Raw genomic sequence first — 24,584 nt, 5'->3', positions numbered from 1 at the left:
AGCGGCTGCTATTGCCTGGCGGTGCCGCTGCCGGTTCTGCGAGGTTCACAATGAAAATGCATAAAGTCGGATTAGCGCTGAGCCTGAGCGCAATGCTGCTGGCAGGGCACAGCGCTACTGTCCGCGCCGAAATCAATCTGATGCCGCAGGATGTCTCTGCCGCACCACACTTTTCACAAACCAGTCTGCAAAGCCTGACCTGGCAGCCGCTGGATACTTCACGCGCTCAGGTGACAGTGCTTGATGGCAGCCATTCACGATGGAATGTCCCGGGGATGACGGGCCCGGTCGCGGCTTACAGCCTGCCTGCGACGCTGGGAGAGCTGACCATTACCCTGAGCAGTGAGGTGCAGAATAACCAGGTCTTTGCCCCTAATGTGCTTGTCCTGGATGAACATCTCCGTCCGGCCGCCTGGTTTCCGAGCCGCTGGTTTACCTATCAGCAACCCGGCGTAATGGCCGCTGACCGGCTTGAAGGCGTAATGAAACTGACGCCCGTGCCGGGGCAGCAGAAAATCTATCTGTTAGTGTTCACCACAGAAAAGGATCTGACACAAACCACCACGCTGTTGGATCCGGCAAAAGCCTATGCCAGGGGAACCGGCCACGCGGTGCCGGATATTCCCGATCCCGTTGCATGCCATAGCCTCTCGGGCAGGCTAAAAATCAACGTCAGCACCAGTTCCGCCTCCTCAATACTGGTCGGGCCGTTGTTTGGCGCTTCCCGTTCAACGCCCGTGACGGTCGGACAAACACAACCTGCCGTGCAGGCCGCGCAACCCACTGCTGCGCCTGACACAAAATCTCAGCCCCTTGTCACCGATACCGAAAGCTACTTTAACCAGAGCATCAGGCAGGCAGTGGCCCAGGGCAATATTGATAAAGCGCTTAAACTGCTCGACGAAGCAGAGCGGCTCGGTTCACCTTCCGCACGAAAAACATTTATCAGCAGTGTTAAAGGCAAGGAGTAATCACTCCGCAGTGCTGATTTGCTCCACCTGGTGCGCTGAGGCGCACCTTTTTTTGTCAGTCAGAGAAGTAAATACGAATGTCGGCCGGAAAATTGAACGACTATTCGAAATGATGACATGTTAAGCCATGCTGAAATACTCTCGATGGGTTGTCTTTTTCTGAGGCGGGCCTGCAACTTTCACAATAACTTTGAAGACCTTGAGGATTATTTATCGTTTCACGCGCGGGTGTGGTTCCAAAGTGATTAGGCGTCTGAAAGTAAATATGCTGCCGTCCGTGTGTCACAGAGCATTTCGGGCAACTTTTATATTCAACGTTGTTTTTGACTTTGGGAAGCCCCCTGTTTAAAGCAATACCGCAACACGCACAGCAACCGATCATCGCACCCTCTCAATATATTAATAAATCTGATTAATATCTTTGCCAGTGTGCAAGTTTCGGTCCAAAGGTAAATTGAACCCGGCCACAGAAATGACATATGAAGCGTAGCCAACACCCAAATTCATTTAGCAGTCCATATCGGCATTGTATTTTGGTTGATATGGACCGCATTATTTTCTTATCCGCGCTTCTGCGTCATGGTCGCCAGCAGCCCGTTAATCCGCGCATCGGCAAACATCGCCTCCAGCGGCAGGCTGAGCTTACGTCGCCAGTTCGGATAGGTCTCCACCGTGCCGGGTACATTGACCGGAGAAGCCATATCCAGCCAGTCTTCGGGCTGCAAGCCCAGCAGGGCGCTGTTGCAGTCAGCCAGATAGCAATGAAGCGCGGTATTCAACACCAGACTCATGCGCGGGCTGTTGGCCTGCACCAGTGCGCCGTTCTTCAGATAACCCTGGCGCTGCAGGCTCTGCAACAGCGCCGCGCGGGCTGTCCTGCGCTGGCGATGGAGCCCGGCCAGCACCGCGTTGTCAGGATAGAGTCCCAACTGGCTGCCGAGCGTCAGATCGTCGTGTTGCCACCAGCCGCGCAGCGTTGGCATATCATGGGTGGTGGCTACCGCCATGGCCTGCGCAGGCCATGCGGCAGGCGGACGAAAGGCGCGTTCAGCGGTTCGTTCAAAGTAGAGCACTTTGTAGGAGTAAACGCCGGCATCACGCAGTTTCGCCACGATGGTATCCGGTACTGTACCCAGATCTTCTCCGATCACCATGCAGCGGTGACGCTGGCTTTCCAGCGCCAGAATGGCCAGCAAATCGTCGACAGGATAGGTCACATAGGCACCTTCCGCTGCCGTTTCACCCGCCGGAATCCACCACAGACGCAGTAACGCCATCACATGGTCAATACGCAGTGCGCCACAGTCACGCATATTCGCACGCAGCAGGGTTATCCAGGGTTCGTATGCCCGGTCATACAATTCCCCGGGATGCAGCGGCGGTAATCCCCAGTTCTGGCCAAGCGGTCCGAGAATATCCGGCGGCGCGCCCACGCTGGCCGCCAGGCAATACAAGGCACGCTGGCTCCAGGTTTCAGCCCCATTCGCGGCCACGCCGACGGCGAGATCGCGATAAAGCCCCAGCGTCATCTGTAGCCGCTGGCTGTCCTGCCAGCACGCCGCAAATTGTCGGGCGGCAAGCCATTGTAACCACTGATAAAAACGGATCTCATCACCGTGTTCGATGCGAAAGGCGTGCACGGCGGCGCTGTCCGGCTGTTGATACGCAGCGGGCCAGGTATCCCAGCCGTGACAGGTTGGATCCTGACCCACAAACCAGGCCTGTAAGGCATCGAAAATGCCCTGATGCAGCAGGCTTTCACCCCCCTGAACGATAAACGCCTCGAATGCGACGACCTCACTGTCCTCGTTATCACGCTGCAAAAACTGCGCCCACGCAAACCGCAGTGCGGTGAGCTTGAGCGAAGCGACAGCGGGATAATCCACCCATTGTGCCGCGCGGGCGCGCTTGAGAACGTCCTGCGTTTCTGCCGCGAGCCACCAGTCCTGTGCGGCGGCGCTCAGCGTAAAATCAGCCACATCGGGCACGCTGATATACAACACATTCAGCCAGCGCCGGGAAGAGGGACTGTAAGGACTGGCCTGATCGGGCAGCGCGGGGAACAGCGCATGTAACGGATTCAGACCGATAAAGGCGCCGCCTCGCTGACCGGTCTCGTTCACCAGTTGCCGCAGATCGGCAAAATCGCCCATGCCCCAGTTGCCCGCTGAGCGCAACGAATAGAGCTGCACACAGATTCCCCAGCGCCTGCGCCCTTTAAGCAACGCCTCCGGCGCATAGCAACGTGACGGTGTCACAATTATCTGGCAGATAACCCGTTGCATGCCTTGCGTCAGGCGCAATTGATGGTAGCCATCAGGCAGTTCCGGTAAGCACAACGGTTTATCCGGCTCACATTGCCCCGACCAGTGCTGCCCGCATTCGCTTGTTAACTGCCAGCGCGTGGGACCGGTCAGCACAGGCGTTAACACTATCGGTTTACCCTGCGCGATAACCCATACGGGGGGCAATGGTGTGGATGGGGCCGACTCGCGCGCCATCGCCGTCAGCAAACGCTGACGCGTGAGGGCAGAAACCGTCTGCACCGTTCCATGCGCATCCACATATTCCGTTGCTATGCGGCCCGTCTCCTGAGGTGGATGAAAAGGCGTCATTGTAATTATCCTTTACGCTGCCAGATGCGCTGCTGGTAATGGCGAATCGCACGGTCCGCGCTGAACATTCCGCAGCGGGCGGTATTCAGGATGGCTGCGCGCGTCCACGCCTGCTTATCGGCCCATAAGGCTTCGGCACGTTGCTGAGCATTCAGATAGTGACGGAAGTCAGCCAGCACCCGCCAGGGATCGCCGTTCTCAGGACCGAGACTGTTTAACAGCAGGTCAAACGCGTGCGTATCGCCCGCGCTAAAGGTGCCGTTTTCCAGCGCCTGTAAGGCCTGATCGAGTTGGACGTCGTTGGTGCGCCACTGAACAGGATCGTAATGCCCGGCCTTCAGCGCCTGCACCTGCTCCACGGTGTGGCCAAAGATAAAGATATTGTCTTCACCGACCTGTTCGGCAATTTCGACGTTGGCACCATCGAGCGTACCTATCGTAAGCGCACCGTTCAGGGCCAGCTTCATATTGCCGGTGCCGGACGCTTCTTTGCCCGCCGTTGATATCTGCTCTGACAGGTCCGCGGCAGGGATCAGCCGTTCAGCAACAGAAACGTTATAGTCCGGAATAAACACCACTTTCAGGCGATCGGCCACGCGCGGGTCGTGATTTATGACCTCAGCAACCTGATTAATGGCGTAAATGATGTTTTTGGCCAGCGCATAACCGGGTGCCGCTTTGGCCCCGAAGATCACCACGCGCGGACACAGGTTCGCCTGTGGATCGCGATACAGCATCTGCCAGAGGGCGATGATATGCAGCAGCGTCAGATGCTGCCGTTTGTATTCATGCAGTCGCTTGATTTGCACATCAAACATCGCCGCGGGATTAACGACAATGTCGGTCCGCTCAGCAATCCACGCGGCCAAATCCTGCTTGTTTTGCTGCTTGATCTGCTGATAGTCGGCACAAAAACCGGCATCATCCACCCAGTTTTCCAGAGAGGCGAGCGCGTCCAGATCGTTGATCCACGGCCGCTTCAGCGTGTGGCTTATCAGGCGGGCAAGGCGGGGATTGCACTGGTTGATCCAGCGGCGTGGCGTAATGCCGTTAGTGACGTTATGAAACTTATCAGGCCATAGTGCGACGTATTCCGGGAACAGCTCTTCTTTGACGAGTCGGGAGTGCAGCGCGGCGACGCCATTTACGGCAAAGCAACTCATTACACACAGGTTAGCCATGCGGAGTTGCTTATGATGTACGATCGCCAGTCGGGCCCAGACCGCGTCATCGCCCGGCCAGCGTGCATCCACTTCTGCCTTTAGCTGGGCATTGAGGCGGTGGATGATCAGCATATGGCGCGGCAGCAGGGCGCGGACGATGCCGGTATCCCAGCACTCCAACGCTTCAGGCAACAAAGTATGGTTGGTATAGGCAAATGTGCGCTGGGTGAGGGTCCAGGCGCTGTCCCAGCTGAATTGGTGCTCATCGATCAGCAGCCGCATCAGTTCGGGGATCGCCAGCGTGGGATGCGTGTCGTTTAGCTGAATCACTTCGTAATCGGCCAGGCTGTCGAGCGAACGGCCCGCCTGCAGGTGGCGGCGAAGGATATCAGTCAGCGAACAGGCGCACTGAAAGTACTGCTGCATCAGGCGGAGTTTTTTGCCGGCCTGATGATGGTCGTTAGGGTAAAGGACTTTCGTCAGCTTCGCCGCATCCATGCCCTGTTTTTCAGCCCGCATAAACGCCCCGTTGTTGAAGGTTTGCAGGTCAAATGGCTGCGCATGCGTGGCCTGCCACAGCCGCAGCGGCTGCGTCACACCGTTTTCAAAGCCGACCACCGGCAGATCCCAGGCTTCGCCCTTGAGGTAAAACGCGGGCTGCCAGCGGATTGTGCCGTTTTCGTTGCTGACTCTGCCGCCTAAGCCCACCTGGACATCCCGCCGGGCATTGTACGTAAACCAGGGATAACGCTCGCGCTGCCAGTCGTCGGGTTGTTCATCCTGCGCGCCGTCGACAAAACGCTGACGAAACAGACCGTACTGGTAATTCAGGCCATAGCCGGTAGCGGGCTGACCGACAGTGGCCATCGCGTCCAGAAAGCAGGCTGCCAGACGCCCTAAGCCGCCATTACCCAGCGCCGGATCGCGCTCGTTTTCCAGTACGTCACTGAGTGACACATCCCATTGCGATAAGGCGGCAGCGACAGCGTTATACCAGCCCAGGTTGAGGAGGTTATTGCCGGTCAGTCGTCCGGTCAGAAACTCCATCGACAGATAATTGACATGGCGTTGATCGCCGGAAGCGGGCCGGGCAGGGAGCGCGCGCAGCATTTCAGCCAGCGCACCACTCAGTGCGTGCCACCACTGATGCGGCGTCATCTCGTGTGCCTCTTGCAAGCCAAACTGTTGCCACTGGCGCGCCAGCGCAGCGTTAAAAAGCGATTGATCAAAGGGATGCTGTGTCATAGCCGAAAATCCTGTTTTAAGGAGAAAAGGAAATAACCCACAGTGTGCTTTTGCGTTTCGGCGCGCGCCTCCTCCCGGCAGAATTTCGCGCAGGCGGAGCCGCAGGGTGGAGAGCCTGAGGGAAGTCCGAAAGTTTTACTTAAGTGTGATTAGATTCGCTTTTGTGAAGATTCACTTAAGCGTCTGCTTGCTTTATCCGAAGGGATAGCTGAACGTGTGAAGAATAATTACGAAGCGTAAAAAAATGATGCGCCGAAGCAAATGGAGAAGCGTGCGTCTATGTTAATTCCCTCAAAACTCAGCCGTCCTGTCCGGCATGAAACCACGGTGAAACGCGAGCGACTGATGCGAAAATTATCCGCCGCCGGTAACTATCGCCTGGTGCTGGTGACGAGCCCCGCTGGCTACGGTAAAACCACCTTGATCTCCCACTGGGCAGCCGATAAAGCCGAGCTGGGCTGGTATTCCCTGGATGAAAGCGACAACCAGACGGAGCGCTTTGCGGATTATCTGGTAGCGGCCCTGCAGCAGGCCACGCAGGGATGCTGCCGCCGTAGTGAAGTGCTGGCGCAGAAGCGGCAGTACGTCAACCTTAACGCACTCTTTACCCAACTCTTTAACGATTTGCAGGAATGGCATAAGCCGCTGTGGCTGATCATTGATGATTACCATCACATCACCAATCCGGCGATTCATGATGCCATGCGCTTCTTTCTACGCCATCAACCTGAAAACGTCACGCTGGTCGTGCTATCGCGTAATCTGCCGCAGTTAGGCATTGCCAATCTGCGCGTGCGCGAACAGCTGCTGGAACTCAGCAGCCAGCAACTGGCCTTTACCCATCAGGAAGCGCAGGCGTTTTTTGCTGCCCGGCTGCCCGCACCGCTGGCGTCCGACGAAACCGGGCGCCTGTGCGATGACGTCGCAGGCTGGGCAACGGCTCTGCAGCTGATCGCCCTGTCGGCCCGGCAGGGCGCAGGCGCGGCGCAGCATTCGGCCCGACGTCTGTCGGGTATTAATGCCAGTCACTTAAACGACTATCTGGTCGAGGAAGTGCTGGATAACGTGACGTTGCCCACCCGCCATTTCCTGTTAAAAAGCGCGCTGCTACGTTCGCTCAATGCGGCGCTGATCGCCGAAGTCACCGGTGAGGAGAACGGCCAACGCTGGCTGGAGGAGATTGAGCGCCAGGGGCTGTTTCTGCAACGCATGGATGATTCCGGTCAGTGGTTCAGCTATCACCCGTTATTTGGCAGCTTCCTGCAACAGCGCTGCCTGTGGGAGCTGGCTGCAGAGCTTCCCGCCCTGCATCGTGCGGCGGCAACCAGCTGGATGGCGCAGGGCTTTCCGGGTGAAGCCATTCATCATGCGCGCGCCTCAGGCGATGCTGAGATGCTGCGGGACGTGCTCATTGAGCACGCTTGGTCTCTGTTTAACCAGAGCGAGCTGCCGTTACTGGAATCGTCGTTGAAAGCACTGCCCTGGAGTATGCTGCTGGCGCATCCCAACCTGGTGTTATTGCAGGCCTGGCTGATGCAGAGCCAGCACCGCTTCACAGAGGTGAACAGCCTGTTGGCCCGGTTTGAGCAGGAGAGCCGTTGCGAAATCGATGCGGTCCTGCGCGGCGAGTTTAACGCGCTACTGGCGCAGGTGGCGATCAATGACGGTAATGCGGATGAGGCCGAGCGTCTGGCGATGCTGGCGCTGGACGCGCTGCCTGAAAGCCGCCACTACAGCCGGATTGTCGCGACCTCGGTGCACGGCGAAATTCTGCATTGTAAAGGCGAACTCAGTAACTCGCTGGCGCTGATGCGCCAGACGGAGCATATGGCTCGCCGGGAAGATGCCTGGCACTATGTGCTGTGGAGCCTGATTCAGCAAAGCGAGATTCTGTTTGCCCAGGGCTTTCTGCAAACCGCGTATGAAACCCAGGATCGGGCCTTCGCGCTGGTAAAGGCACAGCATTTGTCTCACTTCCCGTTGCATGAGTTTCTGCTGCGCATCCGCGCCCAACTGTTATGGGCCTGGGGACGGCTGGATGAGGCGGAGCAGGCCGCGCGCGACGGCATGAAAGTCTTACAGGGTTTTCAGCCGCAGCAGCAGATCCAGTGCCTGGGTTTACTGGTGCAGAGCGCCATCGCCCGTGGCAACCTTGATAACGCGCGCACCTTATTAAATCGCCTGGAGAACCTGCTGAACAACGGCCGCTGGCATCATGACTGGCTGGCCAATGCAGATAAAGTGCGGGTACTGTACTGGCAGATGACCGGCGATTTGCAAAGCGCGCGTGACTGGCTGCGTCAGACGCCAAAACCGGCCAGTGCCAGTAACCATTTTTTACAGGGACAGTGGCGTAACGTGGCGCGGGCGCAGATTCTGCTGGGGCAGTACACTGAGGCCGAGGTGATTCTGGACGAGCTGAATGACAACGCCCGGGCGTTGCAGCTAATGAGCGATCTCAACCGCAATTTGCTGTTGCTGAATCAGATCTACTGGGAAACGGATCAGCGCGCAAAGGCCCAGCAGGCTTTACTCAGTGCGCTCAATCTGGCACGCAGCACCGGCTTTATCAGCCATTTCGTTGTGCAGGGTGAAACTATGGCGCAGCAGCTCCGTCAGCTGTTACAGCTGAATACACTTGATGAGCTGGATCACCATCGGGCGCGGCGCATCCTGAACGAGATCAACAAATATCACCGCCACAAGTTTGCGCATTTTGATGAAGGCTTTGTCAGCCGGTTGCTGAACCATCCGGACGTACCGGAGCTGATCCGCACCAGCCCACTGACGCAACGTGAATGGCAGGTGCTGGGATTAATCTATTCCGGCTACAGCAACGAGCAGATCGCGGCCGAGCTGGATGTGGCCGCCACCACCATCAAAACCCATATCCGCAACCTGTATCAAAAACTGGGCATCACCCATCGGGCGGAAGCGATGACGCATGCGCAGTCGATGCTGAAAATGATGGGGTACGTGTAGGGAAAGCAACAGGCAGCCGGGTGCTGCCTGGGCGTTTTACGCTTTTTTGTTTCGCGTGTCAGGCATCAGTAAGGTCACAAAGCCAAGCAGCGGTAAAAAGCCACAGGCGTTGTATACCGTGGTAATACCGTACCAGTCCGCAAATTTCCCCAGTGCGGCCGCGGCGATACCGCCAATCCCAAACATCGTGCCAAACATGATCCCGGCCACCATGCCCGTGCGGCCCGGCAGCACCTCCTGGGCATAGACGACCAGCGCGGCAAACGCCGATGAAAAAACCAAACCAATGCAAACGGTTAACATCGCGGTCCAGAACAGGTTGGCGTGCGGCATCAGGAGCGAGAAGGGAATGACGCCCAGAAAAGAGATCCAGACCACCGCCTTACGTCCGATACGATCGCCCACCGGGCCGCCAACCAGCGTCCCAATCGCCACCGCGGCCAGAAAGGTAAACAGGTAAATCTGGGCTTCCGGCACCGGTAACTGGAAGCGCTCGACCAGATAAAAAATGTAGTAGTTGCTGATCGAGGCAATATAGGTGAATTTAGCCAGTAACAGCACGCCCACAACGGACAGCGCCAGCTTCACATCGCGCGACGACAGGGCGCGCAGTGACCGCTGGTTGTGCTTTTTCATGTGGGCATGACCGTGCTTCACCGTCCAGCGGCTGATACCTGACAGAATGATGACCGCAAACAGCGCGATCAGCATCAGCCAGCCCACCGCCAGCTGTCCGTGCGGGATGATCAGCATCGCGGCGACCAGCGGCGCAAAAGCGGTACCGACATAGCCGCCGACCTGGAAGGTGGATTGTGCCGTCCCAAATTGCCCGCCCGAAGCCATCCGTGCCACACGCGACGCTTCCGGATGAAACGTGGCTGAACCTACGCCGATAAGCGCCGATGCCATCAACACCACTGAGAAATGCGGCGCGATGGCCAGCAGCCCGATGCCGATGAGCGTCGCAACCATACCGGACGGCAGCAGCCAGGGTTTGGGATGTTTGTCGGTATAAAGGCCAATCCACGGCTGCAGCAGCGAGGCGGTCATCTGATAAATCAGCGTGATCAAGCCAATCTGGGCGTAGCTGAGCGCGAAGTTGGTTTTCAGCAGCGGATAAATGGACGGCAGCATGGCCTGGATAAAGTCATTACAGCAGTGGGAAAAGGCCACTGCGCCCAGTATCGACATCACAATTTTCTGACTGTCATCAACGTTGGCGGCCAGTCCGGGCTGACTGGTTTTCACTTCACTTGAGTATTGAGACATGCGCATTTCCGTGTGGGAGGACTTTACGTTTATTGACGTATATTACGCCACGCAGCGAATGCGGTGCTGACAAAAGTGCTATTTTGGGCTGAATAGTAAAATATTTGTTAATGATTTGTGTCAGAGGGCTTTAATCAGACACACAGAAGCGGGCTTATCGACATAAGCGCCGTAAGGTGCGGTTTCCTGAAAATGGCAACGATGATAAAACGCCACTGCCCGGGTATTCACCCGGCGCGTTGAACACCGCAGCGCGCGATAGCCACGCGCGCGGGCAATCTGCTCAAGCGCGGCCAGCACGGCCGCGCCCGTACCGGGGATATCGCGGGTGGAAAACATGCGCTTCAGTTCGGCTGTCTCAGGGGAGACATGCACCAGCGCCCCACAGCCAATTGCCTTGCCCTGGCTGTCTCGGGCCAGCACCCAGGTCGCCGCCTCAGGCGCGCTGAAGTGCTGTGTCCCCGCATCGCCAGTAAGGGCAGACAGTTCCGCTGACAGCCGGGCCGTCAGGACCTGTAACGCCGGGGTTGCTGCCTCGACAACCGCCACGGTTATCACGGCTGTTGCCCCCAGCGGCTGCGCAGGTAATTCACTGCTGGCTGCGTTTGTGGCTGATTCAGGTAGTCTTCCCGGAACAAAATCGTGCCGCTGACCTGCGGCAGGGAAGCGTTAAGGTCAAGCTGCCGTTTCAGTTCCGGCACGCCGCCCTGAATCGTCCATTCCGGCTCGTTTTTGGCGGGCACCCCGACTTTGTATAAGGCGATACCGATATACAGACGCGTTTTAGTCGGCTTAACAACGTTAGCCCACCAGTTCGCCAGCACATCGTAACGGGCGGCACTGCGTGAGAAGGGCCAGTAAATCTGGGGCGCAATATAATCCAGTAAGCCGTCCTGTACCCAGCGGCGTGTATCCGCATAGGACTCATCGTAGGCCGCCGCGCCGCGCGTATCCGAGCCGGCAGCATCGTGCGAACGGTTACGCCAGACGCCCGCCGGGCTGACGCCAAACTCCACCTGCGGCTTGAGCTGCTTGATCGTGTGAGAAACCTGCTCGATCAACAACTGTGTATTATGCCTGCGCCAGTCTGCCTTCGAGGCAAAGCCCTGACCGTATCGAATAAACGTCTGACTGTCGTTCAGGGGCGAGCCGGGCGACTCGGCGTAGAAGTAATCATCAAACTGCACGCCATCGATATCGTAATGTTTTACAACTTCAGCCACGATGCTGGTTATCCAGTCACGCACATCCGGAATGCCGGGATCGAGCACGTAACGATCCCCCGACGTGCGAATCCAGTCACGATGCAGAACAAAGACGCTGGCAGGCTGCTGTGACAGGGTGCGGTTCAGCTCGGCGACCGTTGAGGGTTTGGTATTCACGGAAACGCGGTAGGGATTAAACCAGGCATGCACGCGCATACCGCGCTTATGGGCTTCATCCAGCATAAACTGCAGCGGATCAAAGCCCGGGTTCTGACCTGTTTCGCCTGTCATCATGTCTGACCAGGGCAGGATCTTCGATGCCCACAGCGCAGTGCCATCCGGTTTGACCTGAAAGAACACCGTATTGATTCCCAGGCTTTTCAGCTTGTCGAGTTTATCGGTCAGCGCACGCTTTTGCTGACTGACGCGCAGCGCCTCATCGCGGATATTCACCGAGGCGATCGGTGGCCAGTCGAGACGGGAAACCGTCGTCAGCCAGACGCCGCGTACAGGCACATTCTCCCGCACCGGTTGGCTGGTTACCGGCGGTTTACTGACGGTCGGAAAGGGCGTGACCAGCGATTTTGGCGGTTCCGACGAACAGCTGGCTAATAACAAAGCCGAGGCGGCGAACAGGCCGGCTCGGCGTCCCGTACGGGCGCGATAAACGTCGCGAAAAGTGGCGATGGTAAACTCCGTGTCGCGTAGTCCTTAACTGGAACAGTATTCTGATCCTATTTGGCGTAAAGTCAATTAACCCGGCCTGTCTATACTTATCACCTGATGACAGGGGGCAGACGATGCACACTTTTAAAGGAAATAAACAGGGGCTACCGGTGCGCTACTGCAGGCAGTGCCATAAACCCATGACCTGGCGTAAAAAGTGGGCAAAATGCTGGGATCAGGTACAGTACTGCTCTGAACGTTGCAGGCGACAGCGTCGAAATACCGCTGACGGAGAATAACATTTTCTCGCTTCGCCTGGCTTTGCCGCCTCGGTGAAACATTTAGCAAAAGTTAACCTGAATTTTACACGACTGTTCTCACGCGCCGTTGCGATTACTGTACCAGGCTTAATAAAAACAAAAACAGTCAGTCTGGAGCAGCAATGAAAGAGCAAAACAGGACGGAAGGTGTGAAACCCTATGATGGCGCAGCGGGCGGCTGGGGTGCCCTGAAAGCGGTAGCAGGGGCGATTCGTGGTCAGATGGCCGTGAAACAGGACGTGATTGCCTTATTTAAAGTTAACCAGCCTGAAGGCTTTGACTGTCCCGGCTGTGCCTGGCCCGATCCCAAACACACGTCCTCCTTTGAGTTCTGTGAAAACGGCGCGAAAGCGGTGTCATGGGAAGCCACCAGTAAACGCACAACACCTGAGTTTTTCGCGGCCCATCCGGTCAGCGAATTGTGGCAGCGCAGCGCCTACGAGCTTGAAGGCGAAGGCAGGCTGACGCATCCAATGAAATACGATCCGGTAACGGATACCTATCAGCCCATCGAGTGGCAAACCGCCTTCAATGAAATTGGTGAGCGGCTGCGCAGTTATCACAATCCCGACAGCGTGGAATTTTATACCTCGGGACGTGCTTCCAACGAGGCCGCCTTTCTGTGGCAGCTGTTTGCCCGCGAATTTGGCACCAATAACTTTCCCGACTGTTCCAATATGTGCCACGAGCCAACCAGCGTCGGCTTACCTGAATCGATTGGCATCGGCAAAGGCACGGTAGAGCTGGATGATTTTGACCATTGCGATCTGGTGATCTGTATCGGTCATAATCCTGGTACAAACCATCCGCGCATGCTGGCCACGTTGCAGGAGGTGTCGAAACGCGGTGCGAAAATCGTCGCGATCAATCCGTTGCGCGAACGGGGACTTGAGCGTTTTACCGCCCCGCAAAATCCGGTACAGATGGTGACGCTGAGTTCAACGGAACTGGCGTCAACCTATTACAAAATCCGGGTTGGCGGTGATGCGGCCATGCTTAAAGGCGTGATGAAGTGCCTGATGGCGATGGATGAAGAGGCCAAAACCCGCGGCAATCCTGGCGTGTTTGACGCCGCGTTTATCGCTGAACATACGCAGGGCCTGGATGCCTTAAAAGCCGACCTTGAGGCGACGGACTGGGCGCATATTCTTAACGTTTCAGGTATGTCACGCGAACAGATTGAGCATATCGCGCAGCTTTACGCTAATGCTGAACGCACGATCATTTGCTATGGCATGGGAATTACTCAGCATCAGTACGGCACGCAGAACGTGCAACAAATTGCGAATCTGCTGCTGTTACGCGGCAATATGGGCAAGAAGGGCGCGGGCATTTGTCCGTTACGCGGTCACTCGAATGTGCAGGGCGATCGTACCGTTGGCATCACCGAAGTTCCCTCCGAAAGCCTGCTGAAGCGCATCGAAGCGGTCTTTGGTTTCACACCACCGACAAAACACGGACACAGTGCCGTTAAGGCCGTTCAGGCCATTCGCGATGGTGAGATAAACGCGCTGCTGTGCCTGGGCGGTAATCTGGCCGAAGCCATGTCGGATCCACAGCAAACCTTTGCTGCGATGCGCAAGCTGGATATGGTGGTGCACATGGCCACCAAACTGAACCGCTCGCATTTGCTGCTGGCAAAACACAGCTATCTGTTCCCGGTGCTTGGCCGCACCGAGATTGACCAGCAACAGTCTGGTGCACAGAGCGTGACGGTTGAAGATTCCATGTCGATGGTACACGCCTCACGCGGCACGCTCGATCCGGCGTCGCCTCATCTGAAATCCGAACCCGCGCTCATCGCGGGCCTGGCCAAAGCCACGTTGCCGGACACGGTCGTGGACTGGGACACGTTGACAGGCGACTACAGCCTGATTCGTGACGCCATCGAAGCGGTGATTCCGGGTTTTGACAACTTCAACGAACGTATTCAGCAGCCGGGCGGGTTCCGTTTACCGAATGGCGCGTCTGAACGTGTCTGGCATACGCCATCGGGCAAAGCACAATTCCTGGTGATGGAGGGCATCAATGAAGATCCGCGCTCGTTGAAATGTCATGATCTCGTTCTGACGACACTGCGCAGTCACGATCAGTACAACACCACGCTCTACGGGCTGGATGACCGCTATCGCGGCGTTTCAGGCCGCCGCGACATTCTGTTTATCAGTGAAAACGAGGCGGAGAAAAAGGGGGTTCGCATGGGCGATCAGGTTAACATCATTGCGCTGGACCCGGACGGCAATCCCACTCATCGCCGTCTCGATAATCTGACCATCGCAGTGCATGATATGGCCGAAGGATCGGTTGCGGCCTATTACCCTGAAGCTAACGTGTTAATTCCCTTAGACAGTTACGACACAAAAAGCGGTATTCCCTCCTATAAAAGCACACCGGTGAGGATGGAGCGGGCCCGCGCCGACGTGCCAGTTGAGGCGTCCGCAACGCGCCGTTAAACGTCCGTCCAGCTAAACCAATCCTGAACGAAGCGCCATCTGAGTGGAAATCCGCCCTCAGATGGCTATACAATCGCCGCGAATTTTACGCAAGAGGCAACCTACATTGGACACAAGTCCCGAACGATTACACCAGGCTTCTGCAGTAAGATAGTTTTGGCTGTCTTAACTGCACGTTAAGATGGCGGCTGTATCAACATCCTTCCCTGACGTGATGCGCTTTGCATCAACGCCCGCTGTAATCCATTTTATTCATCTTTGTTTTTCCGTACTGCGCCTGCCGCGCGGCGGAGAGAGGTTTATCATGGACTGGAAAATCTTTTTACTGCGCGTATCGGCCGCGCTGATTCTGGGTGCGCTCATCGGCAGCGAACGTCAGCTGCGTCAACGCATGACCGGCTTACGTACTAACGCGCTGGTCAGCACCGGCGCCTGTCTGTTCGTTCTGATGACGCAGTGTGTTCCCGGCATTGCCACCGACGCCACTCGCGTTGCCGCCTATGTGGTTTCCGGTATCGGCTTCCTGGGTGGCGGTGTGATTATGCGCGACGGTTTGAACGTTCGCGGCCTGAATACCGCCGCCACCTTGTGGTGTACCGCGGCCGTCGGCGTCCTGTGCAGCATGGGGTTGTTACTCGAAGCCGCGATAGGTTGCATGGTAATTCTCTGTGCCAACATTCTGCTGCGTGAACTGGCGCTGGGCATTAATCGCCAGTCCATCGTGTCGGCCGACGAGGCAGTACAACATTACAAAGTGCAGATCGTTTGTCTGGCGCAGGATGAAGTTCAGGTGCGCAGTTTGATGCTGCACAGCCTGGGCAACAGCGGCCTGCGCCTGCAATCGCTCCACAGTGAAGATTTGGATCCGCCACATCGCATGGAAGTGAATGCCGAAGTGATGGGCCAACCCAGCATGACCGGACAGCTGGAAAGTCTGGTAAGCCGCATTAGCCTGGAGAAAGGGGTCAGTTCGGTGCGCTGGCAGGTATGCGGTCTGGATGCGAGCGAAAACGGATAGCACAAAAAACAGGCGCCGCTACGTGAATTCTGATAAAAGAGCAGGGGAGTTATGCGTCAGATTTCGCGTAGCGTTGTTATTTATTCGCGAAAATCCGTTTCCAGGTGCGCTTTTTTACGCTATATAAAGAGAGCCTGCCGTTTGAGTGTAAGGTTAAGTAAAGCAGAGCGTAGATATTTCTATAAGCGATTGAATGGGTTATAAAAGCCCTTAGCGTTGCTCACCTTGTTATCTTTACTGTGCGGATTATTCGATGAAGCGTAAAACCTCATTCTTTTTTCTTTCCGGCCTTATGCTCCTGCTTTCTGGTTGCAGTCATCATCATTCAGATGAACCCAAGGACACCACCGCCGCTGACGCATCGCAAAACCCGGATTTGATTCCTATCGTCGCGGCGTTGCATGACCAAATGCACACCTGGCATGATACGCCGTACCAATGGGGCGGCACACAGCTGTCTGGCGTGGATTGCTCGGGCTACGTCTGGCGAACCTTGCACGATCGTTTTAATCTGCCAATGGACCGCGTCACCACAGCCGATCTGCTGCATATGGGCGTTCGTGTCACACCGGAACATCTGCAACCAGGCGATCTGGTGTTTTTCCGCATTGGTGGCGGCATGCACGTTGGCTTCTACGATACGGATAATCAGTTTATTCACGCGTCGGCCAGCAAGGGCGTGATTCGCTCATCACTGAACAACCCATACTGGAAATCGGTTTATTACCAGGCGCGTCGTCTGACGCGAGAATACGGGGCGCAGGTAACACTGAACAGAGCCAGCTAAACGTGAATTATGCCAGGCAACGCTACGTGAAATCTGCCAATCCAGCACAGGGATAAGCGATAAGCGCCAGTTTTTTACGTAGCGTTGTTGTGATTTGTGGGTACAGAAGCGGACAAAAAGAAGCGGTGAGGCAGGAAAGGCGTAAACGGGCTGGCTGAGTGCGTAACCGGATATCTTATTTAACATAATATACATTATGCGTACTTTTATACATCAGGCTCCGATATGGGTTGTTCCGCGTCTTTTCCGGTTTTGCACCATTTTCTCTGCTTTTTCGCTTTGTCTTCGCTTCGCCTGATTATGTGCTCTCATATCTCGTCTTCAGGCCACATCAAAATCTGATGCCGTGCGCGTTACCAGTGATAACCGAGTCACCCCTGCAACTCATGTCTATCACCCTAAACGCGCATCAGCCGTTCTTGATGACAACTCACCTGATGTTGAGAAAACATCTTACAGGCAGTGAATACCGAAAAGCGGCGACGTGATGTTTTGCCTGGTTCCATCGCTGAGGCTGATCAGCCACGAACTGACGTCTGCAACCTGAACTGACGCGGCTACGTAAAAATTAGCGTACTGAGGTACCGAAATCCCCACAACATTCACACATATCGATTAATACGAAACGCTGTTTGATATCGGTACCCACAGATCTATGATGCCTGATGAAGGATATTAAAAGCCAACCCAGGGCCTGGCCCCGAATTTAGCAGTTTGCAAGGTGCTCACGTTGACTATTAACATCTCCATTGGCCTTCCAGGCAATGAATATTTAAGGATGTTTGAAAATTTGCGTCACATAAAACTGCGCGGATAATTGCGAGACGGGTTGCGGCAAAAGCGGATCAAAAAACATACCATCGTGGTAAGCAATCCAGTGACGTGTCCCGGTTTTAACGTTATTCCAGCGACCATGAAAAATACCACAATCCGTCGGTACGCTGGCCCCGTTGTGTCTTTTATACGATACGTTCTCTAATCCCTTATAACCCAGAAATCTTTTCATTTGCGCGAGATTGACACGTTTCTTCTTGTCGCAGAAGCCATTTTCCATAGCAATTGACAACATCTCATCATAACTTTTTTGATGTAATCGGGCCATAACCGCGATACCACATCCTTCGTCGTCTGATGGCTGTTTAATATGTAAATACGTCATTTTAGGTTCTCCTTAACGCAATAGCTGATGTGAATTAACTAATATCGGCGTCTAAAGACGTTTCTTGAAAAAAATAACGATGTCGCGGTGTAATCACAACGAGCGTTATCAAAATATGGCGTGCCTCGAAAAAAGACCGCCCTTTTCTTTTTTATTCTGCGTTTAATGAGCATAGAGAGTGATGGTCAGTCTCAATTAACGTTACCTGACAAAGCAAGTGCCTGTTTAAGGCCGATACACGCTGTTCTCAAATATCGCCAGGTTTTCCTTCGCTTCCGCGTACTGATAAGACGTCAGTTCAATCTGATTTCCGTCAGGATCGCAAAAATAAACGGACATCGACACCTGATGATCGCTGACTGTATAAGGTATGGATTGCGCGACCAGGATGCGTAATAACTGAGAGAAACACTTGGCATCCAGGCTAAATGCCACGGTGTTACCCGGCGGCTGATGGGTTCTTAAAAACAGCGATATTACGGCAGCATTATTTTTCAGCACCAGTGGACCGCCCTGCGTAAACCAAAACAGCAACGATTTATCGCGTGAAAAACCCAGCACCCGTTTATACCAGTGTTCTGCTTTCTTCAGGTCATGCACATAAATATGGACGTGGTCGATCTTGAGTAAGTTCACTTTCACCTCTTTGGTCAGGCGTAAAGAGAACCAGCATTAAACAGATTATGCCGTGATGCAAAAGCACGCGCACATAATAGCCTGCTATTTAACATAAATCCGACGGGGTGATTTAATCAGAGTCGGTCAGAATGCATTCAGGTATATTGCAGAGGCAACAGGCTCATAATATTGGCGGGATAAACCGTTTCGGTTGTTTCACTGAGTGCTTTGACGGTCCACCAGCGCGAACTGGCAATGACTGATTTCTCATTTTCACTCCAGCCCAGTGTGTTAATTTCGTTCCCTGCGGCAGTAACAATAAAGAACCGCTCATGTGCCTGCACGATCTCGCCCGAAGGCAGCGTCATGGCAAAGCATCGCTCACCGACAGACGGACCCACATCGGCACGGTGAATGCCGGTTTCTTCATACAGTTCCCTGACCGCCGCCTGCTCAAAAGATTCGCCCTGCTCTACGCCGCCGCCGGGCGTTGCCCAGTATGCGCTGCCGGCCAGCGCATCCTGCGAATGCACAAAACGAAACAGCAACACCTCATGGGAAGCATTCAGGATCAGTAACCGGGCCGAGCGACGCGTGCGCATATTCTCTTCCTTTTATTGGTGGCGTGCTCACGGATAAAGATTTCTCAACGGGGCCGCAAAAAATCCTGCCAGCGGCGCGTCAGATAGTTATGTTCATCCATCACGGCGTTCCAGACGGCAATGTGGCTCATCCGTTGCTCGTAACTTCCGCCATCGCGCACTTCCCCCTGGGGAATCAGCGGTGCGCCCCAGGCATCCAGCAGCATTTCGCGTGCGGGTTGACCACCGTACCAGAAATCCCATTCCGCTGCCGACAGATGCGTCCGGCTGCGTTCCGCGTTAGAAATGTAATAACCCTGCCGCGCCATGACCGCACCGGGCCAGCCAGACTGCCACCAGTTAAGGTAGTCGTAGGCCGCCTCTTTGATTTTGCCGGTCGCACAGCGTGAAAGCGACATGCCGCCGTACCACGCACGGTAGCCTTCACGTGGTCGCGCCATTTTATAGCCGCGCTGATGGAAATGATGACGAAAATAGATGGGTGCCCAGAGACTTTGTACTTCAACCTGCTGATTGGCAATCAGATCGCATGCCTCATCCTGCGATGCCCAGAAGGCCGCAAAATGGCCGTTACGGTGAAGGCGCGCCAGCTGTTGTGTTAACAGGTCGATCTCATCAAGCGTCAGATTACCGATATTCGCAAAGCGTGCCAGCCCGGCCCCCTGCATGGCCAGCGCCGCATCAATACCGCCCATGGCCGCATCTTCCTGTAGTGCCACCTGCCCCGTCAGCGAAGGATGTACCAGCCAGCCCCAGCTCTCTTCCTGCTGTTGCAGCACCGCAGGCAGCCGGTCGGCATGATAGGCAAAACTGTCCACGTTATGGGTAAGCGGCAACATGCTGATATGGTCACTCGCGTGGCTGCCTAAATGCATATCGCGCTGAACATACAGTCGCTCCGAAGGTACACTGCCATCGGCTAACGGCAGATCGGAACCTAGCCTGCCGGTTTTGGCCAGCGGCGTTATCTCGTCCCAGTATGTCAGTCGCTTGATTTCCAGCGGCTGGATTGCCCGGGCAGGCCAGACAAAATCGATATTATGAAACCACTGATCGTAAAGGTCATAACTTTCCGGATGCATGACCGCAATGCGCTGGGCATCTTCCACGCTGTGCAGCAGATATTCAATGCGAATGCCCAGATCGCTTTCCGCACGGACACGCAATATTTCAAGCAGCGTAACCGAGGTGCCCAGTACGCGCAATGTCAGTTGATCGTTGACTTTCGCCGCAGCGTTCATTGTTTTACTTATCCTTTACCGCCTGCTGAAAACGGCTGAATCCCTGTTTCAGTCGCTCGGGATCCAGTCCGCGCAGAATAAACACCAGTTTTGAGGTATCGACATCGCCGGGCCAGTCATTCAGGTGAACGGGCGGATGTAACGTATGCTGTACGCCATGAATCACCACGGGTGAACTGCTGCCGCTGAAACGTAAGATGCCTTTCATTCTCAATACAGACTGACCATGGCTATGTAACAGCATTGACAACCAGATAGCAAACGCGGGCCAGTTCAGGGCGTTCTCTAAGGTGATCACGCAGGTTTGCGTAAGCGGATGCGGATTCTCATCATGGGGTGCAAGACGATAACCGGACGCACCGGCTGCGCCAAGCCAGCGAAACCGCTGTTGCCCGCTGCCTTTTGCCAGGCGCAGGCCAAATAAGGGGTCCGGATCGGCCAGCGCCTGCACGGTGTCACTCAGTTCCGCCATAGGGTTCAGCCCGGCAATCCAGGCCTGAAGCGCCACGCGTTCGGTCTGTCCGATACGGTCGCATTTGCTGAACAACAGTTTATCCGCCGCGCTGACCTGGGCTATCCATTCCGGTTGATGCATCGACTGCTGCCGGGCATGCTCGGCATCGACCAGCGTCACCAGCGTGCCCTGACTGAAGTGATGTTTAAGCTGGGGATCGTGCAGCAATGTTGACAGGATGGGCGCAGGATCGGCAAGGCCGGTGGTTTCCAGAATGACCTGGCTGAACGGCGGCAGCATGCCGCGCACGCGCCGTTCATAGAGATCCAGTAACGCCGTTTTCAGTTCGCCGCGAATCTGGCAACAGACGCAGCCGCTGGGCAGCAGCACCGTATCGGGCGCGACTTCATTCAGCAGATGATGGTCGATGCCCACCTCACCAAATTCATTAACCAGCAATGCAACGTCGTTCAGATCTTGCTGCGCCAGCCAGCCTTTCAGCAGCGTGGTTTTGCCGCTTCCCAGGAAACCGCTCAGAATATGCAGCGGCAGTTTTTGATCGTGCAGCATAGCCGCTCCTCTTGTATGCCTTACAGCGCCGCCAGCCAGGCTTCATCCAGTGGATCAAGCGGGCGTTTGGTGATCTTCTCGACCTCTTTCCACAACAGGTCCAGTGAATTCACCATCACCTGCTGACCGGTTGGGCTGGAGAGCACCCAACTGGCATGAAACTCAGTCAGCGTGAGCCGCCAGGGTTTAAGCGTTCGGTTGAGCAGCGCCAGCTGCTTTAACCGCAACTGGCGCTGGGGCAGATCGTTTTGTAGCGCATCGCTCCATTGCGGACCGCTGTCCAGTAAACCACAAACGCCGCACATATCTGCTTCTCCTCAGGGCATGACATCGCCGGAATTTGGGCCAAGCGTCTGGCCAACAAACAGGTTACCGCCGGGCTCACTTGCCAGCAGTAACGCTACCGGCGCGACCTCTTCCGCCCGGCCAAAACGTCCCAGCGGCAGTTCGGCTGCCTTAGCCGTTTTCCATGCCTGATTGATGCCATCGATAAGCGGCGTTTCAATCGGACCGGGCGCGATGGCGTTCACCAGCACATTATCTGCGGACACCTCCAGCCCCAGCGATCGGGTAAAGCCTAATACGCCGGCTTTGGCCGCCGCATAATGGCTGAGTTCGGCACCGCCTTTGATACCGAGCTGCGACGCGATGTTGATCACTCTGCCCCAGCGCTGCGCCAGCATGGACGGCAACGCCCGTTGCGTCGCCAGGAAGACACTGCGTAAATCCACAGCCATCATCTCTTCCCACATGGGCAGCGTGATATCGGTACAGCGCGCCTGGGTCAGCATTCCGGCGTTATTCACCAGAATATCGATTCCGTCGAACTGCGCCAGGCAGGCATCCACGCCCGCCGTGGCGCCTTCCACGTCGCCGACATCGGCCACAATGCCAAAACACGGCACGCCAGACTGGCGACACTGATCAACCACAGTCTTGAGCTTTGTACTGTCGCGGTCAGTGAGTATCAGATGGGCACCTTCGCGGGCGAACAGCATCGCGATGGCCGCCCCGATGCCGCTGGCCGCGCCGCTGATTACACAACGTTTCATCCTGAGTTGCATGGGTTCTCCTTAATCCGGCCAGCGAACGGTGAGTCCACCGTCGACAATCAGACTCTGTCCGGTGAGGTAACTGCTCTCGTCGCTGGTGAGAAACGCGATGACTTTCGCCACTTCCTCGGCGCGTCCAACGCGACCCAGCGGAATCGCCTTCGCCGCCTTCGCCAGCCCTTCCGGGCCAAGCGAATTGTCCTTATCCAGCGACTGCGGCGTTTCAATCAGCCCGGGGATGATGGCATTACATCGCACCCCGCGCGGCGCGAGTTCGACGGCCAGCGAGCGGCAAATGCCGGGCACCGCCGCCTTCGCGGCGGCATAGTGCGCATGCGCCTGCCAGCCATATACACCGCCCGCAATCGACGACACCGCAACCAGGCTGGCCCCCGACTGAAGGTGGGCGGCAGCGGCACGGAACAGGCGCATCACGCCGGTCAGATCGACATTGAGCATCTCATCCCAGCGTGCGTCGCTCATCTCCTCAATCTCTGCCCGACGCAGAATGCCCGCATTGGCGACGACCGCGTCAAGCCGTCCAAAGTGCTGTACGCCTTGCGCAATAAACGCGTCCACCGAGTCGGTGGATCCGACGTTAAGCGGCAGCCAGAGCGCGTCACCGCCCTCCGCTTCAATCTGCTCGGCCGCGACGGCCGGATCGTGGGGATCCTGCGGATAATAGCCCGCTATCACCCGCACGCCTCTCTGGGCATACAGCGTTGCCAGCGCCAGTCCAATCCCACTTGCGGCTCCGCTGATCGCGGCAACCGGGGCTGTGTTTGCATTCTGCATAGGGTTTCCTTAGGCCTGAGGTTGAGTGGAGGCGGCGGCGATGTGCGTATTCAGTTGCGTGACCGGCCGGGCGAACAGAATAATGATGCCCGAGACAAAGCACGGAACCGCACCAAACCACAGTGCCGCCTCCTGCCAGTGTCCACCCTGACTCAGCACTGAGGTGGTGCCGACACCGGCCACAATTGCGCCCACCGGCCCCATCGCCATAATTAATGCGCCCGCAGTAGCACGAATGGCGGTCGGGAAACTTTCACTGATAAAGAACAGTGCGGCCGCATACGGACCAATCAGGAAAAACAGACCGACGCTGTACAGGGCCACGATGATGGCAAAGTTGTCCGGGCAGAACAGCATCGCGGCAAAGGCGATACCGCCCAGCATCCAGCCGGCCGCGATGGTGTTGCGACGACCGATGCGGTCACCGAGCCAGCCGTGTGCCAGATAGCCGCAATAGCCCACCAGGTTAGACAGAATCAGGATCAATAAAGAGTTATTGAACGAGACCGCGTGGGTTTTGGTAATTACCGTGGTGCCCAGCACGCTGAAGATCTGAATGGCGAACCAGTTCAGCAAAATGGCAACACCCAGTACCACGGTTGAGCGCAACGCCGTGCCGCGAAATGCCGAGGCAAAACCTGACTTCGGCTGATCTTCATACGGAACCTGATAGTCGGCCGCGACCTGGCGTGCATCCTTCTCTTTACCCTGCTCCCGCAGCGTTTTGATTTTCTTCTGCACTTCAAACTGAGGCGTTTCTTTCAGCTTCAGCGCCAGTAGCGCGATCACCAGCGACGGAAAGGCTGCGAAGATAAAGCTGCCCTGCCAGCCGATAATCGGCAGCAGAATCGCGGTCAGCGCCGAGGCCACCAGCGCACCGACCGGCCATCCGCCCTGCACCAGGCTGTAGACAAATCCCTTCCGTTTGTTGAGTTTGGGATCGTCCAGCGCAGTATAGAGTTCTGATAAATAGGTGGCGTTAACCGTTTGCTCTGCATAACCCAGACCGGCAACGGAGCGAATGGCGGTCAATGCGCCCTTGCCCCATAATCCCCCTATTGCGGTCAGCAGCGAACACAGGGCCGCGCCTCCCACGGTAATAACGATGCCCATGCGCCGTCCCAGGCGATCCACCAGCGGGCCAATGGCCAGAGCGATCACTGCCCCACCAAACGCGACCCAGGTAGCAATTTCAGACTGTTCGACTTCGCTCCAGCCAAAATGACCGCCGATCTCCGGCAGCAAGGTGCCGAAAAGGATGAAGTCATAGACGGCGAAGATCCAGGCGAAGAAGGCGATCCATGTAGCGAATTTGACATCCCTGGTGGTTAACTGCTGGGGCTGCCAGCCGTTAACGGATTTTTTTTTGTAGATGCTCATGTCGTGATCACTCTGCAAG

At 56.1% G+C, this 24,584-nt stretch carries 20 protein-coding genes; 6 read left to right on the top strand and 14 right to left on the bottom strand.

What is annotated here, in order from left to right; genetic code table 11:
• The first annotated feature begins 50 nt into the window (after positions 1-50).
• Positions 51-971, top strand: coding sequence for a maltose operon protein MalM (gene malM, locus C1N59_RS10275; protein WP_394549411.1), 921 nt, complete (start codon positions 51-53; stop codon positions 969-971).
• Positions 972-1,531: 560 nt separating this feature from the next.
• Here malM and malQ read toward each other — a convergent pair.
• Together malQ and malP are read right to left on the bottom strand one after the other, a co-directional pair.
• On the bottom strand, positions 1,532-3,586 hold the full coding sequence (gene malQ, locus C1N59_RS10270; protein WP_054633761.1) for a 4-alpha-glucanotransferase: 2,055 nt from the start codon (positions 3,584-3,586) through the stop codon (positions 1,532-1,534).
• Between the two features lie 5 nt (positions 3,587-3,591).
• Positions 3,592-5,994, bottom strand: a complete 2,403-nt coding sequence (gene malP / locus C1N59_RS10265) for a maltodextrin phosphorylase (protein ID WP_054633760.1) — start codon at positions 5,992-5,994, stop codon at positions 3,592-3,594.
• 279 nt (positions 5,995-6,273) lie between these two features.
• Between malP and malT the strand changes: the two genes are divergently transcribed.
• Positions 6,274-8,976 carry an HTH-type transcriptional regulator MalT gene (gene malT, locus C1N59_RS10260; RefSeq protein WP_394549409.1) on the top strand — a complete coding sequence of 901 codons (2,703 nt, stop codon included), beginning with the start codon at positions 6,274-6,276 and terminating at the stop codon, positions 8,974-8,976.
• Between the two features lie 36 nt (positions 8,977-9,012).
• Here malT and C1N59_RS10255 read toward each other — a convergent pair whose 3' ends face one another.
• The 3 genes from C1N59_RS10255 to C1N59_RS10245 all read right to left on the bottom strand — a co-directional run bounded on the left by C1N59_RS10255 (position 9,013) and on the right by C1N59_RS10245 (position 12,137).
• Positions 9,013-10,245, bottom strand: a complete 1,233-nt coding sequence (locus C1N59_RS10255; protein WP_394549408.1) for an MFS transporter — start codon at positions 10,243-10,245, stop codon at positions 9,013-9,015.
• A gap of 120 nt (positions 10,246-10,365) precedes the next feature.
• Positions 10,366-10,803, bottom strand: a complete 438-nt coding sequence (locus C1N59_RS10250; protein WP_033741672.1) for a GNAT family N-acetyltransferase — start codon at positions 10,801-10,803, stop codon at positions 10,366-10,368.
• Complete coding sequence (locus C1N59_RS10245) at positions 10,800-12,137, bottom strand: glycoside hydrolase family 10 protein (protein WP_110267494.1); 1,338 nt, start codon at positions 12,135-12,137, stop codon at positions 10,800-10,802. Before C1N59_RS10245 ends, C1N59_RS10250 begins: the two co-directional genes overlap by 4 nt.
• Positions 12,138-12,250: 113 nt before the next feature.
• On the opposite strand from C1N59_RS10245, the gene C1N59_RS10240 reads away from it, so the two are divergent.
• From C1N59_RS10240 to C1N59_RS10225, 4 genes are all read left to right on the top strand, one after another.
• Complete coding sequence (locus C1N59_RS10240) at positions 12,251-12,415, top strand: DUF2256 domain-containing protein (protein ID WP_172912509.1); 165 nt, start codon at positions 12,251-12,253, stop codon at positions 12,413-12,415.
• A gap of 143 nt (positions 12,416-12,558) precedes the next feature.
• Complete coding sequence (locus C1N59_RS10235) at positions 12,559-14,889, top strand: FdhF/YdeP family oxidoreductase (protein ID WP_394549407.1); 2,331 nt, start codon at positions 12,559-12,561, stop codon at positions 14,887-14,889.
• Between the two features lie 304 nt (positions 14,890-15,193).
• Positions 15,194-15,907 carry an MgtC/SapB family protein gene (locus C1N59_RS10230; protein ID WP_033741675.1) on the top strand — a complete coding sequence of 238 codons (714 nt, stop codon included), beginning with the start codon at positions 15,194-15,196 and terminating at the stop codon, positions 15,905-15,907.
• Between the two features lie 253 nt (positions 15,908-16,160).
• A complete protein-coding gene (locus tag C1N59_RS10225) occupies positions 16,161-16,694 on the top strand; it encodes a C40 family peptidase (protein ID WP_058708142.1) in 534 nt (177 codons plus the stop codon).
• A 772-nt stretch (positions 16,695-17,466) separates the two neighbouring features.
• On the opposite strand, the gene C1N59_RS10220 is transcribed toward C1N59_RS10225, so the two are convergent.
• The 9 genes from C1N59_RS10220 to C1N59_RS10180 form a co-directional block, all read right to left on the bottom strand.
• A complete protein-coding gene (locus tag C1N59_RS10220) occupies positions 17,467-17,853 on the bottom strand; it encodes a hypothetical protein (RefSeq protein WP_054687732.1) in 387 nt (128 codons plus the stop codon).
• Between the two features lie 225 nt (positions 17,854-18,078).
• Positions 18,079-18,489, bottom strand: a complete 411-nt coding sequence (locus C1N59_RS10215; protein ID WP_054633754.1) for a VOC family protein — start codon at positions 18,487-18,489, stop codon at positions 18,079-18,081.
• Between the two features lie 137 nt (positions 18,490-18,626).
• Positions 18,627-19,073, bottom strand: a complete 447-nt coding sequence (locus tag C1N59_RS10210) for an NUDIX hydrolase (protein WP_033741683.1) — start codon at positions 19,071-19,073, stop codon at positions 18,627-18,629.
• Between the two features lie 44 nt (positions 19,074-19,117).
• On the bottom strand, positions 19,118-20,314 hold the full coding sequence (locus C1N59_RS10205; protein ID WP_394549405.1) for an ABC transporter substrate-binding protein: 1,197 nt from the start codon (positions 20,312-20,314) through the stop codon (positions 19,118-19,120).
• 4 nt (positions 20,315-20,318) lie between these two features.
• Positions 20,319-21,338, bottom strand: coding sequence for a CobW family GTP-binding protein (locus C1N59_RS10200; RefSeq protein ID WP_283786659.1), 1,020 nt, complete (start codon positions 21,336-21,338; stop codon positions 20,319-20,321).
• Positions 21,339-21,358: 20 nt separating this feature from the next.
• Positions 21,359-21,643, bottom strand: coding sequence for a hypothetical protein (locus C1N59_RS10195; protein WP_006119159.1), 285 nt, complete (start codon positions 21,641-21,643; stop codon positions 21,359-21,361).
• 12 nt (positions 21,644-21,655) lie between these two features.
• The gene (locus tag C1N59_RS10190; RefSeq protein ID WP_054633751.1) at positions 21,656-22,402 is read right to left on the bottom strand and encodes an SDR family NAD(P)-dependent oxidoreductase; all 747 of its coding nucleotides are present in this window, start codon (positions 22,400-22,402) and stop codon (positions 21,656-21,658) included.
• Between the two features lie 9 nt (positions 22,403-22,411).
• Positions 22,412-23,185 carry an SDR family NAD(P)-dependent oxidoreductase gene (locus C1N59_RS10185; RefSeq protein WP_394549404.1) on the bottom strand — a complete coding sequence of 258 codons (774 nt, stop codon included), beginning with the start codon at positions 23,183-23,185 and terminating at the stop codon, positions 22,412-22,414.
• Between the two features lie 9 nt (positions 23,186-23,194).
• A complete protein-coding gene (locus tag C1N59_RS10180; RefSeq protein WP_162285735.1) occupies positions 23,195-24,565 on the bottom strand; it encodes an MFS transporter in 1,371 nt (456 codons plus the stop codon).
• Between the last annotated feature and the right edge of the window lie 19 nt (positions 24,566-24,584).

Source organism: Pantoea sp. SGAir0183 (genome assembly GCF_043545505.1).
The sequence above is the reverse complement of the archived record's forward strand: the minus strand, read 5'-3'. Positions and strand labels throughout refer to the sequence as shown.